The following is a 22,086-nucleotide window of genomic DNA, read 5'->3' as shown; positions in this document are numbered from 1 at the left end:
TTACTCCGCAGCGATAGGTTCATAGATGGATGCGGGCAAGTCATAGCCCCACATTTTAAAGCGTTCTGCATAGTGGCTGCGCACGCCAGTGGCCGTGAAATGGCCGATAATTTTGTTTTCCGGTGTCAAACCAACACGCTGATACCGAAAGATCTCCTGCATCGAGATCACGTCGCCTTCCATACCGGTAATCTCGGTAATGGAGGTCATGCGGCGCGAGCCATCTTGCAAACGGCTGGCCTGTACGATCAGATTAACCGCAGAAGAAATTTGCGAGCGCACGGCTTTGATCGGCATTTCGATCCCTGCCATAGCGATCATGTTCTCCAGACGCGACACACCATCACGCGCACTGTTGGCGTGAATTGTGGTCATAGATCCGTCGTGGCCTGTGTTCATGGCCTGCAACATGTCGATCACTTCTTCACCACGGGTTTCCCCAACGATGATCCGGTCAGGTCGCATCCGTAGGGCGTTTTTCAAACAATCGCGCTGGGTCACAGCCCCGCGTCCTTCGACGTTAGGCGGGCGGCTTTCCATCCGGCCCACGTGGGTCTGTTGCAGCTGAAGTTCCGCTGTATCCTCAATCGTCAGGATGCGTTCGGCGTCATCAATGAAGGATGACAGCGCGTTCAGCGTTGTGGTTTTACCAGAGCCTGTACCGCCGGACACAATAACGTTCAGCCGGGTCGACACAGCAGCCTGCAAATAGGCAGCCATTTCTTCGGTAAAGGCGCCAAACTGAACAAGATCATTGATCGCCAGTTTGTCCTTTTTAAACTTACGAATAGAGACCAGCGAACCATCCACAGCCACTGGCGGTACCATGGCGTTAAAACGCGATCCGTCCTGTAAACGGGCATCCACATAAGGGTTGCTTTCGTCCACGCGGCGGCCGACCGCCGATACAATTTTGTCGATGATACGCAGCAAATGGCGCTCATCTTTGAAGGTGATGTTGCTCAGTTCCAACTTGCCTGAACGTTCGATGAAGATCTGTTGCGGGCCGTTGACCAGAATATCGTTCACAGTGTCATCCCGCAAAAGCGGCTCAAGCGGGCCAAGACCGGTAACCTCGTCAAAAAGTTCTTGATTGAGGATCGCGCGATCCTCGCGGTTCAGCGCGATGCCAAGTTCCTCGAGGCTTTCGTTAGAAATCGCGATGATTTCCTGCCGCAGGTCCTTTTCATTGGCGTTTTCCAAAGCGGACAGGTTCAAGTTGTCCAGCAACTCGCGGTGCAATTGCAGCTTAATCTCGCCCAGACGATCTTTGCGCTTTTTCTCTTTGTCAGCGCTGCCCACTTCGGCTGCCGTTTTGTTCGGCATCGATTTCATCAGGCTTTTGGGGGCCTCGGCAGGTGCCGCAGCGGGGGCGGTTTCCTGTGGTTTGGGGCTGGGTTTCTTGGCCGCATTTGCAGCGACTGCTTTGTCTGCAGCCCCCTGAGCACCATCAGTTTTTTTATAGCGTGAAAACATCGAAAATCTGTCCTGACTTACTTGCCTGCGGCCGCAGCATCGACGTTCAAGTCATGCAGCGATTGCGCCAATTTGTGGATTTCTTTGCGCAAAGGGTTCTTTGCAGCCGACACTTGCAACGGTTGACCATGGTCAGACCCTTGTGTGACGGGTTTGCCCCCATCGGGCATCATCACTTCGATGGAGATATCCAGGCTTTCTGCCATGCGTTTTACACGGGACTTGCCCTGTAAATCGGTGAATTTCGGCGATCTGTTCATCACATACCGTAACTTTTGGATGGGCAGATCTTCGGATTTCAGGCCTTTGATCACGCGTAAGGCGTTTTGGGCCGATCTCATGTCCATTTCGATCATTGCAAAATAGATGTCACTGGCGCTGAGGACCGTTTCGGTCCAGCTGACAAATGTACTGGGCATGTCCACGATCACATAATCAAAGCTTTCGCGGGCAAAATCGAGAATTTTCTGGATGTCCTCTGGGCCCACAAGATCCAGTGGCAGCAATTCAGACGGGGCCGTGAAGACGTGCAATTTGTCTTCAAACGCCTGAAGCGCCTGATGAAATACTTCGACATCTGCCGATTCAGTATCCGTCAGCAGTTCAAAAATCGTATCCCTGCGCTGGAGATCCAAAAACGTCGACGCCGAGCCAAACTGCAGATCCAGATCGATCAAACAGACCTTGGGCGGCTCTTCTTTCTTTTTAGCGATTGTCGCCAATTCCCATGCAAGATTGGTGGCAAAAGTCGTAGCCCCTGCGCCGCCGGCAAAACCGTGAACCGCAAAAATCGAGCCGTTTTTGGCCGCACCTTTGTGCGTCGGGGCCGCTTGCGCGGGTTCGGGGACCAGTTCCGGGGCAGGGGCTGCGCGCATGCGTTCAATCGCTGCGTTCAGCTCGCCCTCGGGCAATGGGTAGGGGATAAAATCATCAGCGCCCAAGCGTAGCAACTGGTGCAGGGCAATTGGGCTGACTTCTTCTGCGATCAGGACAACTTTGATGCCTTTTTCTTTGGCCTTCGAGATAATTTCGCCAACCAATGTCAGATCATTTTCATCGTGATCGTCAACAGCGAGGGCCACAAATTCCAGGGAGTCTGCGTCGAGCTGGTCCAAAAAGGCATAGGCATCTTGAAAGCCCAGGTCACCCCAAGCCTCGCCAAGGGCGGCCTCCATATCCTCGATCAAAAGATCAAAGTTTTGAACATCCCGACTGATCGTACATGCGCTTAGGGGCGCGGGTTCGGGTTGTAAAGCTGCACTACTCATTGCCTGTATCCTCTTTCGAGGGCCAGTATGCGTTATGCAGGTTTCAAAAGGCTTTAATTCAGAATCGCCCCCCAAAACCTGTGCTGCATCCTATTGATAGACGCACCAATCGCTTGGCCCTGTGGGGGAGATTTGACAGTTAAGTTGGGCAAGAATGGGGCCAAAAGACTGCGATTGTGCGGTTTCTGGCAAAGGTTTCGTCGAAACGTGGTTACTGTCCCGTTGAGAATTCCGCGCCGTCGACTTCGGATGTCTGGGACGGTGCACGGGCACTTTCCACATATTCGCGGAACACGACCTCGGCATATTTGCCGTTCATTACTGTTGGATGGCTACCCACAAATCCCGAAACCTCGGTCACAGTGCGACGATTGCGACGCTCGCGACCCTGACTGACGACCAATGGCTGCGTCTCACCATAAGAGACCAACGCCTCCAAACGGCTGCGGCTGATACCTTGGCTTGCCAAGTAAGCGACTACAGCTTGTGCCCGCGAGTGGCCCAACCTCTGGTTGTAACGGTTCGACCCTACCGCATCCGTGTGGCCGTACACACGAAAACGGATCTCAGGGAACTGGCGGATCCAGCTGGCTTGACGGCGCAACACGGTGCGGGCCGCTGCGTCTAACTGGGCGCTATTGAATGCAAATGTGACACTGGTTTGAACTTCGCTGGCAAACCGCCCCGACAGATCCGACACATAGCCCCGTTCGCCCGATTGGTAGAGCATGTTGTTCATGGTCGAATTGCCAAATGTACCACCATCAACCAAACCGCCCGCTTCCACGTTCCAAGCCGCACGGCCCGGGTTTTGCGGCGATGTGCATGCAGCCAGCGCCAAAAGGGCTGTGCTTGCGATTGCAAAGGTTTTAAAGTGGCTGCGCATCTGTTCTTACTCCATCACGTAGCCATAAGACCCGCTGAAGTCTTGCTTGGCAACCTCTGCGGCGGCACCTTTCTTGGGTGCACCTGTGACGCGACCGTTCAGGAAGAGGTCCCGTTCGGTTGGCAAAGTGACCCGATCTGTTGGCAGGGCCAATGCCTCGCCACGCACAGGGGTCACAAGATGTGGTGTGATGATGATCACCAATTCAGATTGCGAACGGGCGTATTCTGCACTGCGGAACAAGGCACCCAGCACTGGAATGTCGCCCAGCCATGGCACTTGCCCGTTAAGATCGCTGAAATCGTCCTGCAACAGGCCGGCAATTGCAAAGCTTTCGCCATCGCGCATCTCAACCGTGGTCGATGTCTCGCGGCGCGAAAACGCATTCACGGTCAAAGCGCCGTTGGTAAAGCTGTTGGTCGGGTCAATTGCGCTGACAGCGGCGTCGAGTGTCAGGTTGATCACATCGCCGTCGATCACGCGGGGGGTAAAGTTCAACTCGATCCCAAAGGGTTTGAATTCAACTGTAATGGCGCCGTCTTCTTGGCTGACAGGCACAGGATATTCACCACCAGCCAAAAATTTGGCTTCTTGGCCCGAAAGAGCCGTCAAATTTGGTTCAGCCAGCGTGCGAACGACGCCTTTGCTTTCCAGCGCCTCAAGCAGCCATGAAACTTGTAAGCCGCCAAGGTTAAATCCAAAGACAGCGGCACCATTGTTAGAGTTTGCACCGGGGATCGAGCCACCAAGGCTGCCGGCAACGGCGCCTGCAGTGTTTAAGGTGTTACTCCCGGATGCGACGCCCAAGTCACCGCTGAGGATATTGCCTGAAACGCCTAAGGAGGACGACAGCGATTTGCTAACGCTGCGCTGCATCTCGGCGAAGCGTACTTTCAACATAACTTGCTGTGTGCCGCCGACGCTCATCAGGTTCGAAACCCGGTCCGGGGCATATCTGTTGGCCAGATCCAATGCGCGGTCGAGTTTTGAGATGCTAGAGACTGTACCGGACATGACGATACCGTCATTGGCCGTGCGCACTTCGATCCGTTCGCCTGGAAGGATCTGACGCAAACGTTCTTTGAATTCGGCGATGTCAGGTGAGACATGTACTTCGACATTGGTAATCAAGCGGCCATCAGCGCCAAGCAACGTCAATGTGGTACGCCCGGGTGCCTTACCCAGTACGTAAATCGTGCGATCCGAGAGGGTCGAGATGTCAGCGATCCCGGGATTGGCGATGCTCAGCTCCGCAAAGGGGCTATCGCTTTCGACAACAACGGCGCGGTTCATGGGAACCTGCAACGCACGCGATGTGGCACCCTTCATCACACGCAGCGTTTCCGCAGACAGCGGTTGCGGCGCCAGAGTGGATATGCCGACCATGCAACCCATTAGGGCTGCCGAAATTAAAGTTCTATAATTCATGTGATCTGCCTCCGACCACGAGCTCGATTTAAAGGGGCATTTTTGCCCTCATTTTGGTGCACCCTGCGTCAATTTCATTTTTTTTGCAAGAATCAATGTGTTGCAAGTCTGTATTTATGTGGTTTGTGGGCCACAGGGTTCAGATGGTTGCGTCCGTTCGACACAAAAACGCCGCCCTCACTACTGTGGGGCGGCGTGTTTTTTGTGCTTAGCCGTTGGTGCAGGGGATTGGAATTTCGACCACTTCTGCGCCGCGTCGGGTTTTGATGGAACATGTGCGTTCTTCCTCAACCTCGACGATCTCTTCTTCTTTGACCACGATGCCAAGCAAGCTGTTTTGATCTACCTCAATGGCTTCCGCGACGGTTTCATCGCCGGACCCCACGAGGGAGAGGGATAGTTGCCCAGTCGATTGAGCCTGCGCCAAGGACGCCACTTGTTGTGGGTTTACCTCAACGGTGACCGTGCGGGCAATGACCGCATCACTTAAATCCGTGTTGGCGGATTGGTCGATGGCGATCAGTTTTACGTTGGCTTCAATTAATTTGGTAAATTGCTGGTTGCTGTTGTTGGTTGTGCCAGACCAATAGATGTCGACGGTGTCCCCGGGCCGCAGGAAGCCTGATACACCGCTAGAGACATCGGTGCTGATGGCAAAAGCGCGCATCCCGCGGGACAACCGGCTGGTGATCCCAGCGTCTTGACCGGGGTCTGTCACTTTAACGGCGATCACGGCCTCATCTTTTTCCATGGTGCGAAGGGCTGCACGCAGACGATTGCCACCTTCAGGGAACAGCGCTTCTTCGGTCAGGAACGCGCCCTCTGGGATCGCGTCCTCTGGCCAGCGGACTTTGCGCACCATTTCTTGGGTCAGTTGCGTACCATAAACCACTTGTTCGTTCACCACGAACACTTCAACCAATGGCACCATGCTGGCGCGTGCTGCACGCTCGCGCTCTAGCTCGGCTTGGTTGGCGCTCAGGAAACCCTGAGCCATGTAAACTGCAAATCCGGCCAAAGCGAGGCCAGCTATCAAGACAAGTCCAAATACAAGACGCATTGTCTATCCTTTCTAAATCAGTCCACCCAACTGGACTGCCTTCGTTTATGCCAGTTTAATGTGGCAAAAGAATGAAGGGCCTTTGGCAAAGCAGGGGCAAAATGCTTTGCATTGTTCATAAAAAAATGCCGCTCGCCGAGATACGGCGAACGGCATTTTAGCAAATCGTCGCTTACGTATTAGTAAGTCGCAACAGTCTGTGTGGACAGGTTGGACGAGATTTTTGTGCTCAGGGCAGTTGTGGATTTACCAACGGATGCCAGAACAGCAACACCGAGACCAACGATAGCGGCTGTCAGAACAACCCAGTCTACAGTTACGGCGCCATCTTCGTCACGACGGAAGTTTTTGATCATGCTCAACATTTGAATATCTTTCTTAAGTCAGGGAAGCGATTAGTAAGTCGCAACAGTCTGTGTGGACAGGTTGGACGAGATTTTTGTGCTCAGGGCAGTTGTGGATTTACCAACGGATGCCAGAACAGCAACACCGAGACCAACGATAGCGGCTGTCAGAACAACCCAGTCTACAGTTACGGCGCCATCTTCGTCACGACGGAAGTTTTTTACAAAGTTTACCAGTTTCATTTTATGTCCCTCCAAAGGATCGTTTAACAGGTTAGTTCCTCGCCGGTTCTGGTCAGGCCGGCCTCTTGTTGGCCCGATCCCCGTCTTGGATGAGCATGTTTTGACCTTGGATTGGGGCAAGAGTTTGTCACCAATCGTGCAATTTTGCAGAATAAGAAAAATTTTGGCATAAACGCGTAAGTTATTGAAAATAAACACTTTAAATGTGAATTTTCCGTTAAAAAAATGTGATAAGATGTGTCAAAGTGACAAATCTGCCAGATTTCGTGCCCCATTTGGGCCTTCAGACTGGATTTGAAACCACTTTTTTGCGATATCTTGCTCAACGACAAAAACAAAACTGCAGGCAGAGCATACCCGCATGAAGCGGAGCCTTACATATATCCCCTTTGCGCTGGGCCTCATTGCGGCTCTGTGCGCCCCGATGGCTGTGGCAGAGGCGCCCAAGCCATTTCCCGACTTTACCTTTAAACGGGTCAAGCCGCCCTCAAAGCTGTCCAAAAATAAGATAACTGTTCAGGTCGCACCGCAAGTCGTGCCCGTGGTAAAGCCCGCCCCGGATGCTGGGGCCCCCAAGAATAACGCGCCTGTTCTGGAATGGTTTTGGAATGATGTCTCGCCGGATATGTCGCACTCTCGCCCCGGCCGTCTGCGCGAGGCCGTGTTGAGTTTGCAAAACGGTCAGATGGCGGCGCCGCGTTTGCAGGGCCTTCAAGGCATTGCTGCAAATCACGGGATCGACATACTTATTGCGACCATCGGCAAAAATATCTCGCCTGCGATGGTTTTGGCTGTGATCAGTGTTGAATCTGGTGGCCGCGCAGATGCGGTCAGTTCTGCGGGGGCTCAGGGTTTGATGCAATTGATGCCCGCCACGGCCGAGCGATTTGGCGTCACAGACCCGTTAGACCCAAAGGACAACATCAAAGGTGGGGTGGCCTATCTTGATTGGTTGATGACCAAGTTTGACGGGGATCCGATCCTTGCGCTTGCAGGGTATAATGCGGGCGAGAATGCCGTGATCAAAAATGCTGGCGTGCCCAATTACGCGGAAACCCGTGGCTATGTGCCCAAAGTTCTGGCTGCATGGACCGTGGCCCGTGGCCTGTGCGTCACGCCGCCTGAGCTGGCCACAGATGGCTGCGTGTTTGCTGTAAAAGGAACCAAGTGACGTGAGCACTGACAAAACCCCTTTGGTTCTAGACGTGGATGGCACGTTTCTTAAGACCGACATGCTGTTTGAATGCTTTTGGGCGGGCTTGGGCAAAGACCCCCTTGGTGTGATCAAGACATCTATCCGCCATTTCCGCGAACCCGCCGTCCTAAAAGCCAAGCTGGCTGAGATCGCGACAGTCAACACTGGTCTGATGCCTGTCGTGCCCGAGGTAAAGGCCAAAGCAGAGGCCGCCATGGCCGAAGGACGCGAAGTGATCCTTGCCTCGGCTTCTGATCAGTCGCAGGTCAAACAACTGGCCGCTGATCACGGGTTTAGCGAAACTGTGTTTGCCTCAGATGGCCAGACCAACCTTAAAGGTAAAGCCAAAGCCGCAGCATTGGTCGAGGCCTATGGCGCAAGTGGTTTTGACTACGCAGGCAATGAACCCACGGATATGCCCATCTGGAACGAGGCCCGCGCTGCCATTGTCGTGGGCGATGCTGCATCCGCCAAAACACTGACAACTGCCGGTAAACCGGTCGAAGAGATTGAACAGGACTGGACCCCGCGCGCCCTGATCAAGGCACTGCGCCCCCACCAATACGTCAAGAACGTCCTGCTGTTCCTGCCAGCCCTCGCCGCCCATGCCTTTGATCTGGGCACTTTGGCTTTGGTGCTGTTGGGGATTGCTGCTTTTTCTATGGCAGCCAGTTCGATCTACATCATCAACGATCTGTTGGACCTAGAGGCAGACCGGCTGCACCCCAAAAAATGTCGCCGCCCCTTTGCAGCGGGTACAGTGCCGATCCGAATAGGAATGATCACTTATGCCGTGCTGACCGTGGTATCACTGTCGATTGCCGCCAGTCTGGGACCTGCGTTTCTGGGTGTCATCCTTGTCTATATAGTACTGTCGCTGGCCTATTCGTTGAAACTCAAACGCATGCGTTGGGTTGATATCGCCGTTTTGGCCACACTCTATACCCTGCGCGTGGTGGCTGGGGCCGCAGCCAGTGGTGTGGATGCCTCGGTTTTCATGCTGATCTTTATCTTTCCCGTCTTTATTGCGTTGGGCTGCGTCAAGCGCATGACAGAGCTGGCGCTGGCCACAACAGATGACAGGTTGCCGGGCCGGGGCTATGGCCGTCCCGACATGGGTGACTTGTTGAATGTCGCAGGCTTGGGCACCGTTGGCGCCTTATTGATCTTCTTTATGTATAGCTTTTCCGAGCAAGCTGTGACGTTGTACCCAACGCGCTGGATCCTGTGGCTGGCCCTGGTCCCACTGGCCGCCTGGCTGCTGCGTATGGTCCGCTTGGGCTATCAAGGCAAACAAGACTACGACCCTATCGTCTTTGCCATGCGAGACAAAAAGGGGCTGGGCCTGATCATGATCACCCTTGGTTTGATGTTCTACGCCGCAGGGCTTTATGCCCAGTGGTTCGGGTAGATCACTGCAACGGTCCGCTTTTTGTTTGCGTTTTGGTCTAGCGTCAAAGCTGCGCCGCCCAATAATGGGCGATGTCTTTTTCAAATGACTGGCGATAATAAGTCATTTACGTCTCCAGTCTCATCATAGTTTTCTTATATGGGCTGCACTTGACTTGATGGATGAAGCCGCATTTCCGTCGCTGCATATGGGAACGCTTTTGTCCGATTGCGAAATCTATCCGCTTCGGGCGAGCATGAATTCAACCAACATCCCACGATTGTCTGAATTTCAAATGACTTACATCACCTTGGATAACATCGCGGATGCACCTGCGATGCTTGACCTTATTGCAAGGTCGCGCGGGAGCGCTGACGATCAGTGTGTTTTAAACACTCAACTTCTTGAACAGTGGCTCTGGGATCGATTTGATGATCCGCATGATGTAGCGCCAAAAGAACGGGGTGTAGAGGACGTTCGTCTTCTTTTTCACACCCTTCAGCAGGCTGGTTGCGATCTCGTCGGGGCTGGCCACAAGGAACATGCCCTCCAACCCCCATGTCATGGACGTATCCACAAAACCCGGCTTCACTGTCATCACATGGCCGCCTGATCGGTTCAGACGGTTACGTAGGCCAGACAGGTAGGTGTGAAAGCCCGCCTTGGCGGCGCCATAGACATAATTTCCAATCCGTCCGCGATCCCCCGCAACTGAACCTACGCCAATCACAGTGCCGCAATCGCGATCCTCCATCATCGGCGCAAGGGCTTGCAGGAAGGTGGCAGGTCCAGTGAAACTGTCTTGGATCACCCCATCGATCATCGAAGGGTCTGCATCAATGTCGGCTTGTTCAGGCATCGAGCCCACGAAAACTGCTGCGTTTAGGGCACCGTCTTGATCCGCCATCACGTCCAAAATCGCTTGGAACGTCTCTGGTTTGCGCGCGTCAAAAGCCATGGCTTTGGCCACAGGCGCGCCGCGCAGGGTACAATCGCTGGCCGTTGCCTGTAAATCATTCATATCTCGGCCCGCCAGAATGACGCCTTCGCCACGCTCCGACAGTTGTCGCGCAAAGGCCCGTGCCATCGACGAGGTTGCGCCCAAAATCACCCAAGTGCTGTTCATGTCTCTGCCCTCAATTCCAAACGCCGCGTCATATCTGTTTCCAGTGACCGTGCAGGATCGGCCTTTGCTGCCTCACGCTGCCATTTCTTTAGATCCGGATACATGGCTTTGACCCGCTTGGCCGAACACAGCGCGTCCTTGGCCAGATAGATCTTGCCACCTGCGTTTTCTGTCATTTCTTCCAGTCGCGCGATCAACAATCCGGCTTGGGCGCGATTGGGGAAATCCACGGCCAAGGTGTAGCCTTCCATCGGGAAGGACATGTAGCCTGCGGATCCAGCCCCCATGCGTTTCAGAACCGCCAAAGGTGAGGCAAGGCCAGAGCTGGCGATCACTTCTAACATCTCGCGCAGGGCAGGGGCCTGTTCAATGGGCACCACACATTGGAACTGGTGAAAACCGCGTTTGCCGTAAAGTTTGTTCCAGTCGTGGATCTTGTCCAACGGAAAGAAGAAATCCTGGATCGGTTTGACGGAGGTGCGCCCCATGGCGGGGACCCGTTTGAAATAGGCGTTGTTAAAGGCCTTTACGATGGGTTTGCTCAGGGCAAAATGAGGGGCATTAAATGGAACAGATTTCGATTTGTTCGGGCGTGGCACCAGACCGGCGCCTGTTTCGCCTTCTTCCAAGATGCCACGGCCCAGTTTGTCGCCCTTGGCTGTGGCATCAATCCACCCCACTGTATAAGTGGCGGTCGAGGCGTCCAAATGCGCCAGAAAATCGTCCCAGCCGTCCATGCGTTGTTCGGTGACCATCATCACATCGCCCTTGCAGGGGATCAGTTTCAGTTTGGCCGATTGGATCGCACCAGTTTGGCCCAAGCCGGCAACTGTGGCTTTGAACAGGCCGCTGCCTGCTTTGACAACTTTGGTCTGACCGTCTTGGATCAGCGTTATCTCGGTTACATGCTGGCCAAAACTGCCCAGCCCGTGATGGTTTTTGCCGTGCACATCATTGGCGATGCAACCACCAACCGTGGCAAAGCCCGTGCCGGGCATCACTGCGGGCAACCAGCCGCGCGGGGCAAATACATCGGCGATACGGCCCACAGCGCAGCCTGCTTCGACATGCAAAATTCCGGTGACCTCGTCAAAGCTGAGGAAACGATCAAGGCGGGTGGCATCAATCATCTTGCCACCTGCGTTCAAACAGGCATCGCCGTAGCTGCGACGATTGCCGACCACGGGCCCTTGGGCCGCCACCGATGCCAAATGCGCCGCCCGTTCGGGACGCGCAATATCACTTTCAGAGGTTAGGGCGCGACCCCAACCCGTTACGTCTTCAGTTTTCCAGCGCATATTCAGCCTTTTTCGATCTGGTTTCGGCAACGGGAAAGACCAACAGGCCCAATCCGATTGCGAACCAAAGAGTTGTCACACGAATAATAAGTGTTGCAGGGACAGAGGTTTCCAAAGGCACCCCTTGCAGCCCTAAAAGTGCCACCATTGCAGCCTCGGCCCCGCCAACGCCGCCCGGCGCACCTGTCAGGCCGCCTGCCAATGTTGAGAAGGTAAAGATAGCGGCAGCTGTCCAAAATCCGATATCGGCCCCCATCCAAACCAACAGCAAATGGAACGCATAGCCTTCTGCAATCCAGCCAATAAAGCCCAGCACGAACGCAAGGGACATCACCGTGGGGTTGGAAAAGGCCTGTAGTGATTTTGCGGCTTTGCGGATCCGCGCCATGAGGCGGGGCAACCAGCCGGTCATTTTGTAGGCGCGGGTGGTCATGCCCGCCAAAAGACTGGGCCGCGTGACCACAAATGCAGCCATCAGCGACAGGATCGCTACGGGAACAGCACCTGCAATGCCAGCAGTGGACAGCGAGATAGACACGCCCAAGATCACAGCCATTGCCGCCAGATCCGAGGCACGATCAACCAAAACCAAGGGGGCAGTGCGTTCAAAGCTCCACCCGGTTTCGCGTCGCAGCCAGCGCATGCGCACCAGCTCCCCGACCCGACCCGGCGTGACCGACATCGCAAAGCCACCGATGAAATGTCGTTGGTTCTGCCAATACTGCGTCGGCAGGCCCAATCGTGTGGCAAACACATGCCAGCGCATGCCACGAAAGCCATAGTTGACCAGTGACAACACCAACAACAGGCCAACTTGCCCCATACTGAGTTTCATCAATTGTTCTTTGGTCTCGTCCCAGCCTGTGCTTGCCGCAAGGCCGATCAACCCGCCCAACATCATCACAAAGAGACCAAGCAGGATCAGAACATCGCGCGTGCGCGTGTTTTTGACCGGTGCTTTGGTCGCATGTGTTTGGGGCATATCTATATGGCTCAGTGTCATTGAGGGCTGGCTAGCAACAAAATAGGGCAAGATTATGAAAGTGTCCTCATTTGAGAAACAATTTCTACAAGCCTGTCGAAGTGCGGCTTTAGGCCTTGGGTAAATGATAGGTCAGGGCCCGAGATATAAACATTTGCAACAGGTCGTGACTCGGATCTTGCAATGGGTCGAGCAGGATGGCCCGCCCCCCATCATAGGAAAACTCCGTCGGGAATTGCGCCTGAAATTCCGTAATAAGCGGTGTCTGGCAATGGGTATAAATCGCATAGCCACCGGTTTTAGGCTGTCCCAGCCGAATTGTGGTGCCGGATTTCGGTTTGTGCGTCAGATAGGCGGGTGTGCCCCATTTGACGGTTTCTTGAACCGTGCCGATGCGCGCGTCAACTGCGGCCACGTCAAAAATCATGCAGCGCAGATCGAGTAATGCCGCGCGGATATCAGCAGGGAACGCGTCATAAATCCGGGCAATATCCGCAGGTAAGGCAGGGCTCATGTGGAAAATGCGGCGGCCCAAGCGGGGTGTTTGCGCCGCTCTGCGTTCACAAATGGGCACAGCGGCACAATTTTCACGCCCTCGGCCAGTGCGTCCATCACCATTGCTTTGGCCAAGGCAGCGCCCGCGCCCATGCCTCGCAACCCGTCGCTGACGTCGGTGTGATCTGCGATGATCAAAGTGTCAGATGCGATAGAATATGTCAGTTCACCCGATCCATTGGGATGGCTGAGGACGTATCGGCCCTTGGGGCCGTCGACCTCGCGGGTGATGCTGAAGTCAGACAATTTTGGCCAAGGTCGCTGCGCGCAATTCGTCTTCGGTCACGCCATCTGCGGTCTCAACAATGCTGAGGCCACCTTCGACCACATCCAAAACGCCCAGATTGGTGATGATCCGGTCTACAACGCCTTTGCCGGTGAGGGGCAGGGTGCATTCGGTCAAAACCTTGCTGTCACCATGTTTGTTGGTGTGATCCATAACCACAACCACGCGGCCAACGCCTGCGACCAGATCCATTGCACCGCCCATGCCTTTGACCAGCTTGCCGGGGATCATCCAGTTCGCCAGATCGCCGTTTTCAGCCACTTCCATTGCACCAAGGATGGCCATGGCAATCTTGCCGCCACGGATCATGCCAAAGCTCTGCGCGCTGTCAAAATAGGCTGTTTGCGGCAGTTCAGTGATGGTTTGCTTGCCCGCATTGATCAGGTCGGCATCCTCGGTTCCCTCGATCGGGAATGGCCCCATGCCTAACATGCCATTCTCGGACTGCAGGGTCACTTCTACGCCTTCGGGGATATAGTTCGACACAAGGGTAGGAATGCCGATGCCGAGGTTCACATACCATCCATCTTGCAGCTCTTGCGCGGCACGTGCGGCCATTTGATTGCGGTCCCAAGCCATGTGTTCATCCCTTTGTCACAATTTGCACCCGCAGCATATGAGCAAAGCCCGGCAAGGAAAAGGGGGGATGGTCTAAACAAACTCAATCGATGCGGCCAAGGCGGCCAGGGAAAGGTCTGTTGCATCGTACAGGATCAATTCCTCGCCTTTGTCAAAGAGGAGTTTGAATTTCTGGCTGCTTTGATTGGCTTGGCCAAAGGTTTGGACAACGTCCAAGGCGCTGAGTTGACCGGTCCACAAATCCGTATCCAGCAAAATTGTGTCCATTTCAGCGTCAAAATCGCGGATCCTGTCGCGTCCATCGCCAGTGCCGAACAAAAAGCTGTCTCGACCGATGCCGCCCCATAGGCTGTCCTGACCAGCCCCGCCTTTCAAAAGATCTGCGCCCGAATTTCCATAAAGCAGGTCATTGCCCTTGCCGCCGCGCAAATCGTCACCACCTTGTTGGCCATAAAGCCTGTCGTTGCCATTGCCCCCATGCAGCATGTCGCGACCTTTGCCACCGCGCATCACATCAAAGCCACGTCCGCCTTCGAGCCAGTCGTTGCCCGCGGCACCGTCCAACTCGTCGGCCCCGTTACGGCCTCTGATCTGGTCGGACCAACGGCTGCCTTGAATGGCGTCGCTTTGCCCAGACCCTGTGTGATCCAAAACTTCCGCGCTGTATTCAAGGGCCGCCAAATAGCCCGCCACAAAAGTCGTATCTGCCATGCCTTGCTGGACTGTGAATTCCGTAGAGGGCACAAAAACCTGAAAGCCGTTGAAGCTTTCGTTGACGGGGCTTTGGTAATAATTGGGCCAAACGTCGTCATACATAATCGTGTGATAGTCGCCCCAACCGTAATCGTTGATGTTGTAATCGCCATAAAGCGTGATGCCGGGAGGCGCCTCGCGACCCAAGGCCTCGACCTCGCCATGCAGGATCTTTTCGGGGCTGCGCACATCGTCAAGGCCGGTCAGAAACACCATATTTTGCGGGTTCGCCCCCAGAAGATATTGCAGATCGGCCTCTAGAATGGCCTGATATTTCTCGTCACCGGTCAAGTAATGCAAACGGGCAAAGATATCGGAGCTGTAGTTGGCCTGTTGGGCCGTTGCCCCCCATCCATAACCTGCATAAGGATCGATGGTGTAGCCAAAGCCGCTGTCGCGTCCGGCAAATTCCAGAAAATCGCCACGTTCTTTGAGCGCGTTGAATGTGCGCGCGGCAATGCCTGCATCGGTTTTGGCCGGGTCCATCGATGCGTAGACAAAAGAGGCTTCGAACTGCCATTCGCGGTAGTCGATCCCATCGCGTTCGACGCGGTAGGTTGAGGTCTGTTTATAAAGGTCGTGATAGGCTTGATCGCCCGTGGCGCGATAAAGCTCGACCGCTGCTAAATTGCGGGCCGTGGCGGCAAAGAAATCTGTATCGATATCGCTGGGCACATTGTCCTCAGCCCAAGCCATGGCATCGATGGCACTATCCAACCACACTTGCGCCTGATCTGCGTCGTAGTTTTTCAAAGTATGGGCCAGCTTGGACGCGGCAGCGGCGTATTCCCAAGACGACCACGCGCCGGGTGCATAGGCATAGAGGTTCACAGGATCGTGCCATGACGCAAAACCAAAGCTGAAATACTCGCCAGCCTCGACGCCTCCGCGAATACCACCCTCGTCGGTTTGCATGCGGCGAAAGATGTCCAAGCCCCAGATCGCTTCGTCCAGCAGGTCAGGGATGCCGTTGCCGGTTTCAGGAATGCTGCCGTCCGCCACATCTGCGAAATCTGGCTGCATCTCAACCAGTTCGATGAGTTTGCGCGCGGCCTCCATATGTTGGGTGCGTCTGTCGATGTCGCCTGCGTCATGCCAGCCGCCCCAACCTTCCTCGATCACGGCGCCAGTGGTATTGTTGACCAACAGTTCAAATTGATCCGGCAGGCTTTGATCATAGGCTTCATTAGTGTCCATGATGGCCACGGTCGTCTCCAGCACCGTGATGTTCCCATCTTCAGGATGCAGCGCGCGCTCACGGGTCCAATCGGTGTATTTTGCCTCCAATTCGATACCGGATCGTTGGTGATAGAACCCCGACAACGAGGTTTGAAACACTTCGGCCCATGTGTCATCGCTGATCTCAAAACTTTCCGATCGACCAACCCCGTCGACACGAATGTGAAAATCGCCTTCCTGATCAAAATCAGAAAAATCCATTTGCCACACATCGGTGAGGGAAAAGTTTCGCTGGAAATCAGTAGGCGTCTCATAGGCTTGGGCCAATTCGGTTTGGCCACTAAACGCCACCAGCCCTGTGGAGTCATCGATGATCTCAAAGTCCAAAGGCCCACCATAATCCTGCCAAACCCAATCGCCGCCGTATTCTTGGCTGAGATCCACTTCCCACCCGTTCCAACTGCTCAGGAAGGCTACTTTGCTCACGGCATCTGGATCATAGCCCAGTAGATTGACGTGGATCGCCTCGGAGACCACATCGTCAGGCTCGTAGTTGGCATCCAGCGCCTCAAACACAGGATCATCAAAGCTGATCTTTAGATTGTCGCCTTCGGCCATAGGGGCCTCAAGCTGGATAAAAACGTGCTGATAGGTCTTAAATGCAAAGCCGTACTCGGCCACATGAGCGCTGTCGGCGATATTGGCTTTGCGCGACAGGGTGCTGATCTGAGCCGCCTGACCGTTGATCTGAACCGACCATTTGGCAAGATCATCCACGATCGCCTCGCGGGTTCCATCGTCATAAATCGTCAGACCAAACAGCGGCTCAAGCGGTGAGGCCTCATAGACATCCATCGGAGTAAAAGTATCGCCGCCACGCCCCACCCGGCCAATGACCTGACCATCCACGTAGGCAAAGCGGCTGGCCTCATCCAGATCGAACCCTTCGGGCACCGTGAATTGCGTTGCCTTATCAACAACATTGCCCAGCTCGAACCGAATTTGAATAATGTCATCTGCAACAAACGAGACGGCGTAAGATGTGTTTTCCATTGGAGCGTCCTTCCAGCGTGTTTTCCAGTCTATGGGTTGGAAACGGTCCGTTTGGGTCAAAGGCCGGGGTCGTTCACTGCGGTTTTGCGCAGCTTATTGCCATTGCAGAAATGTACAAAAGCAAAAAGGCGCCCAAAAAAGACGCCTTCTTACGGAATTTCGAAAATGGGCCGGTTTACGCCGCGCGGGTAGTCCGCTGTTCGATGCGTTTTTCGTGCTCGCCTTGGATGATGCGGTGCACATAGATGCCGGGCAAATGGATGCTGTCTGGGTCAAGGCTGCCGGTTTCAACGATCTCTTCAACCTCTACCACGCAGGTTTTGCCGCACATAGCCGCAGGAGGATTGAAATTGCGGGCCGTTTTGCGGAACACCAGATTGCCTGTGGCGTCTGCTTTCCAGGCTTTCACGATGGACAGATCCGCAAACATGCCGCCCTCCATGATATACGTCTCTGGCGCGCCATCAGGACCCGTTGGGAAATCTTTGTGCTCTTTTCCCTCTGCGATCACTGTGCCAACGCCGGTCTTGGTATAAAAGCCCGGAATGCCGCAGCCACCGGCGCGCATACGTTCTGCCAAAGTGCCTTGGGGGTTAAATTCAAGCTCAAGCTCGCCTGACAGATACTGCCGCATAAATTCAGCGTTTTCGCCCACATAAGAGCTGATCATCTTTTTGACTTGCTTGGTTTGCAGCAGGATACCGATCCCGAAATCGTCAACCCCGGCATTGTTAGAGGCGAAGGTCAGGTCTTTGGTGCCAGCGTCTTTGATAGCGTCCAGCAGTAGCTCGGGGATCCCGCAGAGGCCAAAACCACCCGCCGCGATGAACATGCCGTCATGCAACAATCCGTCCAGAGCGTCCGCCGCGTTTGCATAGATCTTTTTCATTGCCCGAACTCCCTAAGCATTTGCGCTATCTTTGTGCCGCCCAGTGAAAGGGGTGTCAAATAGTTTGCCGCGCTGCGGCGTCTATTCAACCACGTCCCCGTCATCCTTTGGTGCTGCCTTTTTGGCCTCAGGTTTCTTGGCGGTGGCCTTCTTGGCAGGTGCTTTTTTCTTTGCCGCAGGTTTTTTCTTGGCGGCGGCTTTGCGTTTCTTGGGCGCCTTGGCAGCAATCAATTCCAGCGCCATTTCTTGGGTTACATCATCCGGCTCGGTGCCCTTGGGGATGGTCGCATTGACCTTTTCCCATTTGATGTAGGGCCCGTATTTGCCATCCATGATGTTGATCGGACCGCCATCGGGGTGATCATCCAAGGCGCGCAGGGTTTTTGCCGGTGCACCGCGCCCGCCGCGACTGGCGACTTTTTCGGCCAGCAATTGCACGGCACGGTTCATACCGACAGTGAAAACCTCATCGAGGCTTTCGAGATTGGCATTGGTTCCGCCACGGTCCGATGTGCTTTCGGCGTGTTTGATGTAGGGGCCATAGCGCCCGATATTTGACCAGACCATCACGCCATCTTCGGGGTGAGGACCGATTTGGCGGGGCAGAGAAAGCAATTTGAGCGCCGTTTCCAATTCCACATCCGCAGGTGGCCATTCTTTAGGGATGGACTGGCGTGGCGGTTTTTTGTTTTCCTCAGTCACCTCGCCGCGCTGGGCATAGGGACCAAAGCGACCTTTGAACACATAGATATTGTCACCAGCGTCTTGGCCCAGCAACTTGCCCTCTGGCGGGATGCCGCCTGTATCCTCTTGGCCGGGGGGGCCAAAGGCGCGGGTGTAGCGACATTCTGGATAGTTCGAACAGCCAATGAACGCACCACCCGAACGCGCTGTGCGCATGCTAAGCCGTCCGGCACCGCAATTTGGACAAAGGCGCGGGTCCGTGCCTTCGGCATTGGGTGGGAACAAATGGGGTTCTAGCACCTCGTTAATCTTGTCCAGCACTTCGGTGATCCGCAGATCTGCAGTTTCGGCAATCGCCGCCGAGAAATCGCGCCAGAAGCGATCCAGCACGTCTTTGTATTCCCGCTCACCGGCACTGACATCATCCAGCTGGCTTTCCAGATCTGCGGTAAAATCATAGCCCACGTATCGGCGGAAATAATTGCTGAGGAAGGCAATGACCAAACGGCCCTTGTCCTCGGGATAGAGGCGGTTCTTTTCTTTGCGTACGTAGTCGCGATCCTGAATGGTTGTCACGATACTGGCATAGGTGGATGGACGCCCGATGCCCAGTTCTTCCATCCGTTTAACCAAAGTAGCTTCGGTGTAGCGGGGCGGCGGCTGGGTAAAATGCTGCTCTGGTGTCACAGATTTCTTGTTGATTGCTTCGCCTTCGCTGAGCTGAGGCAAACGCTTGTCATCATCATCCACCACTGCATCATCGCGGCCTTCTTCATAGACCTTGAGGAACCCGTCAAAGAGCATGACCTGCCCCGTGGCCCGCAATTCAACTTGGCCATCTGCACTAGCAATATCCGCTGTAGTCCGTTCCATCCGAGCCGCCGCCATTTGACTGGCGATGGTCCGTTTATAGATCAGGTCATAAAGCTTGCGCTGATCCGCATCCACAATCTTGGCGGCGGCTGTGTCTTTGTCCAATTCGGTCGGACGGATACATTCGTGTGCCTCTTGGGCGTTTTTAGCCTTGTTTTTGTACATGCGCGGGCTGTCAGGGACATATTCACCGCCATATTTCGACTTGATCGCATCGCGGGCTGCGTGCACGGCCTCGGGGGCCATATCAATCCCGTCGGTCCGCATATAGGTGATCAGACCTGCTTCATACAAACGCTGGGCAAGGCTCATGGTCTGACGTGCGCCCATGCCGAACTTGCGGCTGGCTTCTTGCTGTAAAGTGGACGTCATAAACGGTGCGGACGGGTTGCGGTTGGCCGGTTTGGCCTCAACGGATTTCACCGTCACATCGCGTGAATTGATCGCTTGGACCGCTAGTTCAGCGGCCGTCTCATTACCGATGTCAAACTTGTCCAGCTTTTTGCCGCCCAAGACGGTCAGACGCGCTTCGAATTCCTGTCCCCGCGGGGAGGCGAGCATGGTTTTCACACTCCAGTATTCTTGCGCGTTGAAAACCTCGATCTCCATCTCGCGTTCAACGATCAGACGCAGACAAACGGATTGGACGCGCCCCGCGGAACGCGAGCCGGGCAGCTTGCGCCACAACACTGGCGACAGCTTGAACCCCACCAAATAATCCAACGCGCGACGGGCCAAATAGGCCTCGACCAGTTCCATATCCACTTGTCGCGGATTTTTCATAGCCTCGGTCACGGCCGTTTTCGTGATTGCGTTGAACACCACGCGGCTGACGGGGGTGTCTTTCTTAATGGCTTTGCGTTTTGTCAGCGCCTCTTGCAAGTGCCACGAGATCGCTTCGCCTTCGCGATCAGGGTCAGTTGCGAGGATCAGTTCGGGGTCGTCTTTCAACGCATCTGTGATCGCTTTGACGTGTTTTTTGCTGTCTGACGCGATCTCCCACAGCATCTCAAAGTCGTTTTCCGTGTCGACCGAGCCGTCTTTCGGAGGCAAGTCGCGAACATGGCCATAAGAGGCTAGTACGGTGTAATCATTGCCTAAATATTTGTTGATGGTCTTGGCTTTGGCCGGGGATTCAACAACAACAACTGGCATATCAATCTTTCGAGTCAGTGGGCATGATTTGTCGCGTTAGATGTGGGTGTGTGGCAAGGTTTGTCAATCCATCCGTGTGACAGTAGCGATTGAAGCATATCAATTTGGGGGGATTTCTTGCCGTGTTTAAACCATTTCTGGCACAAATTTAGACGAAGCGTTGCTCCTAAGAGGCGCGCGAGACCAACCCGCCGGGATGGCGCAGGATTTTGCCATCAAGTTCAAGATCAACAAGGGCAGGGCCGGTTGCCTGCGCGCCCAACCCCATGTCGCGTACAAGTTGATCTTCAGGCACGGGCGTTGGACCAAGCCGATCCAGCAATTGCTTGTGCAGGTGGACCGTTTCCTGAAAACCACGCGGCGCGGTCAGGGGCAGATCCGGCTGTTGGTGGTTTGCAACCACGGTTTGGCCTTCGGGCAGGGCTTCCAACACGTCGGCTGCATTGCGCACCAAAGTAGCGCCATCGCGCAATAACATGTTGCATCCAGCGGCGCGCGCATCAAAGGGGTGGCCTGGCACGGCCATAACGTCACGGCCCTGATCCAAAGCGTTGCGGGCTGTGATCAAACTGCCAGATTTTGCGGCGGCCTCCACCACAATTGTCGCTATGGAAAGACCCGAGACGATTTTGTTGCGCCGTGGAAACAATCGGGCCGTCGGCGTCATGCCCATGGGCTGATCTGACAAAAGCACGCCGGTCTTGGCGATGTCTTCGGCAAGGCCAGCGTTTTCGGCTGGATAAATCTTGTCCACGCCGCCCGCGAGAACGGCAATTGTGCCAGTCTCCAATGCGGCCACATGGGCTGCGGCATCAATGCCTCGGGCCAATCCGCTGACCACGCCGTAACCCTCGGCGCCCAATTCGCGGGCCAAGGATTTGGCCATCCGCCCGCCCAAGGAAGATGCATTGCGCGCGCCGACCAAACTAATCAGTTCCCGTTGCAGCAGCGTCAAGTCGCCAATCGCCCACAGCAGCGGGGGCGCATCATCTAGGTTCGACAAATAAGCGGGGTAGTTTTTATCCCCCCTGCACAGAAGTTGCGCGCCTGCCATTTTAGCAGCCTGCATTTCAGCGCGTACGACGCCCTCGGGGCAGGTTTTGTACCCTGTAACCCCTGCAGCAGCGGCAACTTCCGGCAGAGCTTTCAGCGCTGCCTGTGCAGTGCCATGCTCGCCCAAGACGCGGTAAAACGTACTGACGCCAACACGGCGGGATCGCAAAAGACGGAGCCACGCAACACGATCGTCTTCCGTGGTGGGTGGGAGTGGGGGGTGAGTGGAAGAGGGTAATTCTTCGGTCATCCGTGGCTCCGCCTGTTTGCAGACTCAGAATTATGCCAAGCTAGTTAACGTGGGGTAAATAAAACCAGCAAAAAGCAATTT

19 protein-coding genes are annotated in these 22,086 nt (G+C 54.9%); 2 read left to right on the top strand and 17 right to left on the bottom strand.

Going from position 1 to position 22,086, the window contains the following annotated elements; genetic code table 11:
• From ACIRQ6_RS13320 to ACIRQ6_RS13290, 7 genes are all read right to left on the bottom strand, one after another.
• Entirely contained in the window at nucleotides 1-1,476 is a 1,476-nt protein-coding gene (locus ACIRQ6_RS13320) for a CpaF family protein (RefSeq protein ID WP_420861094.1), read from the bottom strand.
• 17 nt (nucleotides 1,477-1,493) lie between these two features.
• Nucleotides 1,494-2,744, bottom strand: a complete 1,251-nt coding sequence (locus ACIRQ6_RS13315) for an AAA family ATPase (protein ID WP_420861093.1) — start codon at nucleotides 2,742-2,744, stop codon at nucleotides 1,494-1,496.
• Between the two features lie 211 nt (nucleotides 2,745-2,955).
• Complete coding sequence (locus ACIRQ6_RS13310; protein ID WP_420861092.1) at nucleotides 2,956-3,630, bottom strand: OmpA family protein; 675 nt, start codon at nucleotides 3,628-3,630, stop codon at nucleotides 2,956-2,958.
• A 6-nt stretch (nucleotides 3,631-3,636) separates the two neighbouring features.
• Nucleotides 3,637-5,058 (bottom strand): type II and III secretion system protein family protein, encoded by a 1,422-nt coding sequence (locus ACIRQ6_RS13305; protein WP_420861091.1) that lies wholly within the window; start codon nucleotides 5,056-5,058, stop codon nucleotides 3,637-3,639.
• 208 nt (nucleotides 5,059-5,266) lie between these two features.
• Nucleotides 5,267-6,118 carry a Flp pilus assembly protein CpaB gene (cpaB, locus tag ACIRQ6_RS13300; protein ID WP_420861090.1) on the bottom strand — a complete coding sequence of 284 codons (852 nt, stop codon included), beginning with the start codon at nucleotides 6,116-6,118 and terminating at the stop codon, nucleotides 5,267-5,269.
• Nucleotides 6,119-6,297: 179 nt separating this feature from the next.
• Nucleotides 6,298-6,483, bottom strand: a complete 186-nt coding sequence (locus tag ACIRQ6_RS13295; protein ID WP_420861089.1) for a Flp family type IVb pilin — start codon at nucleotides 6,481-6,483, stop codon at nucleotides 6,298-6,300.
• 30 nt (nucleotides 6,484-6,513) lie between these two features.
• The gene (locus tag ACIRQ6_RS13290) at nucleotides 6,514-6,705 is read right to left on the bottom strand and encodes a Flp family type IVb pilin (RefSeq protein WP_420861088.1); all 192 of its coding nucleotides are present in this window, start codon (nucleotides 6,703-6,705) and stop codon (nucleotides 6,514-6,516) included.
• Between the two features lie 361 nt (nucleotides 6,706-7,066).
• On the opposite strand from ACIRQ6_RS13290, the gene ACIRQ6_RS13285 reads away from it, so the two are divergent.
• Both ACIRQ6_RS13285 and ACIRQ6_RS13280 read left to right on the top strand, forming a co-directional pair.
• The gene (locus ACIRQ6_RS13285) at nucleotides 7,067-7,876 is read left to right on the top strand and encodes a lytic transglycosylase domain-containing protein (RefSeq protein ID WP_420861087.1); all 810 of its coding nucleotides are present in this window, start codon (nucleotides 7,067-7,069) and stop codon (nucleotides 7,874-7,876) included.
• Nucleotide 7,877: 1 nt separating this feature from the next.
• A complete protein-coding gene (locus tag ACIRQ6_RS13280; protein ID WP_420861086.1) occupies nucleotides 7,878-9,311 on the top strand; it encodes a UbiA family prenyltransferase in 1,434 nt (477 codons plus the stop codon).
• Nucleotides 9,312-9,678: 367 nt separating this feature from the next.
• On the opposite strand, the gene ACIRQ6_RS13275 is transcribed toward ACIRQ6_RS13280, so the two are convergent.
• The 10 genes from ACIRQ6_RS13275 to dprA all read right to left on the bottom strand — a co-directional run bounded on the left by ACIRQ6_RS13275 (nucleotide 9,679) and on the right by dprA (nucleotide 22,005).
• Nucleotides 9,679-10,416, bottom strand: a complete 738-nt coding sequence (locus ACIRQ6_RS13275) for an SDR family NAD(P)-dependent oxidoreductase (protein ID WP_420861085.1) — start codon at nucleotides 10,414-10,416, stop codon at nucleotides 9,679-9,681.
• Nucleotides 10,413-11,714 (bottom strand): FAD-binding protein, encoded by a 1,302-nt coding sequence (locus ACIRQ6_RS13270; protein ID WP_420861084.1) that lies wholly within the window; start codon nucleotides 11,712-11,714, stop codon nucleotides 10,413-10,415. Before ACIRQ6_RS13270 ends, ACIRQ6_RS13275 begins: the two co-directional genes overlap by 4 nt.
• Entirely contained in the window at nucleotides 11,698-12,717 is a 1,020-nt protein-coding gene (locus tag ACIRQ6_RS13265; RefSeq protein WP_420861083.1) for a lysylphosphatidylglycerol synthase transmembrane domain-containing protein, read from the bottom strand. Before ACIRQ6_RS13265 ends, ACIRQ6_RS13270 begins: the two co-directional genes overlap by 17 nt.
• Nucleotides 12,718-12,805: 88 nt before the next feature.
• Nucleotides 12,806-13,210 carry a DUF1801 domain-containing protein gene (locus ACIRQ6_RS13260; protein ID WP_420861082.1) on the bottom strand — a complete coding sequence of 135 codons (405 nt, stop codon included), beginning with the start codon at nucleotides 13,208-13,210 and terminating at the stop codon, nucleotides 12,806-12,808.
• Nucleotides 13,207-13,497, bottom strand: coding sequence for a GNAT family N-acetyltransferase (locus ACIRQ6_RS13255; RefSeq protein WP_420861081.1), 291 nt, complete (start codon nucleotides 13,495-13,497; stop codon nucleotides 13,207-13,209). Before ACIRQ6_RS13255 ends, ACIRQ6_RS13260 begins: the two co-directional genes overlap by 4 nt.
• Nucleotides 13,490-14,116: a 3-oxoacid CoA-transferase subunit B gene (locus tag ACIRQ6_RS13250; RefSeq protein ID WP_420861080.1), complete on the bottom strand. Its 627-nt coding sequence runs from the start codon at nucleotides 14,114-14,116 to the stop codon at nucleotides 13,490-13,492. Before ACIRQ6_RS13250 ends, ACIRQ6_RS13255 begins: the two co-directional genes overlap by 8 nt.
• 72 nt (nucleotides 14,117-14,188) lie before the next feature.
• Nucleotides 14,189-17,101, bottom strand: coding sequence for a glycoside hydrolase family 9 protein (locus tag ACIRQ6_RS13245; protein ID WP_420861079.1), 2,913 nt, complete (start codon nucleotides 17,099-17,101; stop codon nucleotides 14,189-14,191).
• A 175-nt stretch (nucleotides 17,102-17,276) separates the two neighbouring features.
• A complete protein-coding gene (locus ACIRQ6_RS13240; RefSeq protein WP_420861078.1) occupies nucleotides 17,277-17,990 on the bottom strand; it encodes a CoA transferase subunit A in 714 nt (237 codons plus the stop codon).
• An 81-nt stretch (nucleotides 17,991-18,071) separates the two neighbouring features.
• Nucleotides 18,072-20,702 (bottom strand): type I DNA topoisomerase, encoded by a 2,631-nt coding sequence (gene topA, locus ACIRQ6_RS13235; RefSeq protein WP_420861077.1) that lies wholly within the window; start codon nucleotides 20,700-20,702, stop codon nucleotides 18,072-18,074.
• Nucleotides 20,703-20,868: 166 nt separating this feature from the next.
• Entirely contained in the window at nucleotides 20,869-22,005 is a 1,137-nt protein-coding gene (dprA, locus tag ACIRQ6_RS13230; RefSeq protein ID WP_420861076.1) for a DNA-processing protein DprA, read from the bottom strand.
• Nucleotides 22,006-22,086: the final 81 nt, after the last annotated feature.

It is taken from the genome of Algirhabdus cladophorae (assembly GCF_044772865.1).
Classification (GTDB): domain Bacteria; phylum Pseudomonadota; class Alphaproteobacteria; order Rhodobacterales; family Rhodobacteraceae; genus Algirhabdus; species Algirhabdus cladophorae.
This window is presented reverse-complemented; position numbering and strand designations above follow the sequence as displayed.

Bases quoted from the DNA above. Each gene is read 5' to 3' on its own strand.
- ACIRQ6_RS13320 (WP_420861094.1), bottom strand. From the start codon at position 1,476: ATGTTTTCACGCTATAAAAAAACTGATGGTGCTCAGGGGGCTGCAGAC.
- ACIRQ6_RS13315 (WP_420861093.1), bottom strand. From the start codon at position 2,744: ATGAGTAGTGCAGCTTTACAACCCGAACCCGCGCCCCTAAGCGCATGT.
- ACIRQ6_RS13310 (WP_420861092.1), bottom strand. From the start codon at position 3,630: ATGCGCAGCCACTTTAAAACCTTTGCAATCGCAAGCACAGCCCTTTTG.
- ACIRQ6_RS13305 (WP_420861091.1), bottom strand. From the start codon at position 5,058: ATGAATTATAGAACTTTAATTTCGGCAGCCCTAATGGGTTGCATGGTC.
- cpaB (WP_420861090.1), bottom strand. From the start codon at position 6,118: ATGCGTCTTGTATTTGGACTTGTCTTGATAGCTGGCCTCGCTTTGGCC.
- ACIRQ6_RS13295 (WP_420861089.1), bottom strand. From the start codon at position 6,483: ATGTTGAGCATGATCAAAAACTTCCGTCGTGACGAAGATGGCGCCGTA.
- ACIRQ6_RS13290 (WP_420861088.1), bottom strand. From the start codon at position 6,705: ATGAAACTGGTAAACTTTGTAAAAAACTTCCGTCGTGACGAAGATGGC.
- ACIRQ6_RS13285 (WP_420861087.1), top strand. From the start codon at position 7,067: ATGAAGCGGAGCCTTACATATATCCCCTTTGCGCTGGGCCTCATTGCG.
- ACIRQ6_RS13275 (WP_420861085.1), bottom strand. From the start codon at position 10,416: ATGAACAGCACTTGGGTGATTTTGGGCGCAACCTCGTCGATGGCACGG.
- ACIRQ6_RS13270 (WP_420861084.1), bottom strand. From the start codon at position 11,714: ATGCGCTGGAAAACTGAAGACGTAACGGGTTGGGGTCGCGCCCTAACC.
- ACIRQ6_RS13265 (WP_420861083.1), bottom strand. From the start codon at position 12,717: ATGACACTGAGCCATATAGATATGCCCCAAACACATGCGACCAAAGCA.
- ACIRQ6_RS13260 (WP_420861082.1), bottom strand. From the start codon at position 13,210: ATGAGCCCTGCCTTACCTGCGGATATTGCCCGGATTTATGACGCGTTC.
- ACIRQ6_RS13250 (WP_420861080.1), bottom strand. From the start codon at position 14,116: ATGGCTTGGGACCGCAATCAAATGGCCGCACGTGCCGCGCAAGAGCTG.
- ACIRQ6_RS13245 (WP_420861079.1), bottom strand. From the start codon at position 17,101: ATGGAAAACACATCTTACGCCGTCTCGTTTGTTGCAGATGACATTATT.
- ACIRQ6_RS13240 (WP_420861078.1), bottom strand. From the start codon at position 17,990: ATGAAAAAGATCTATGCAAACGCGGCGGACGCTCTGGACGGATTGTTG.
- topA (WP_420861077.1), bottom strand. From the start codon at position 20,702: ATGCCAGTTGTTGTTGTTGAATCCCCGGCCAAAGCCAAGACCATCAAC.
- dprA (WP_420861076.1), bottom strand. From the start codon at position 22,005: ATGACCGAAGAATTACCCTCTTCCACTCACCCCCCACTCCCACCCACC.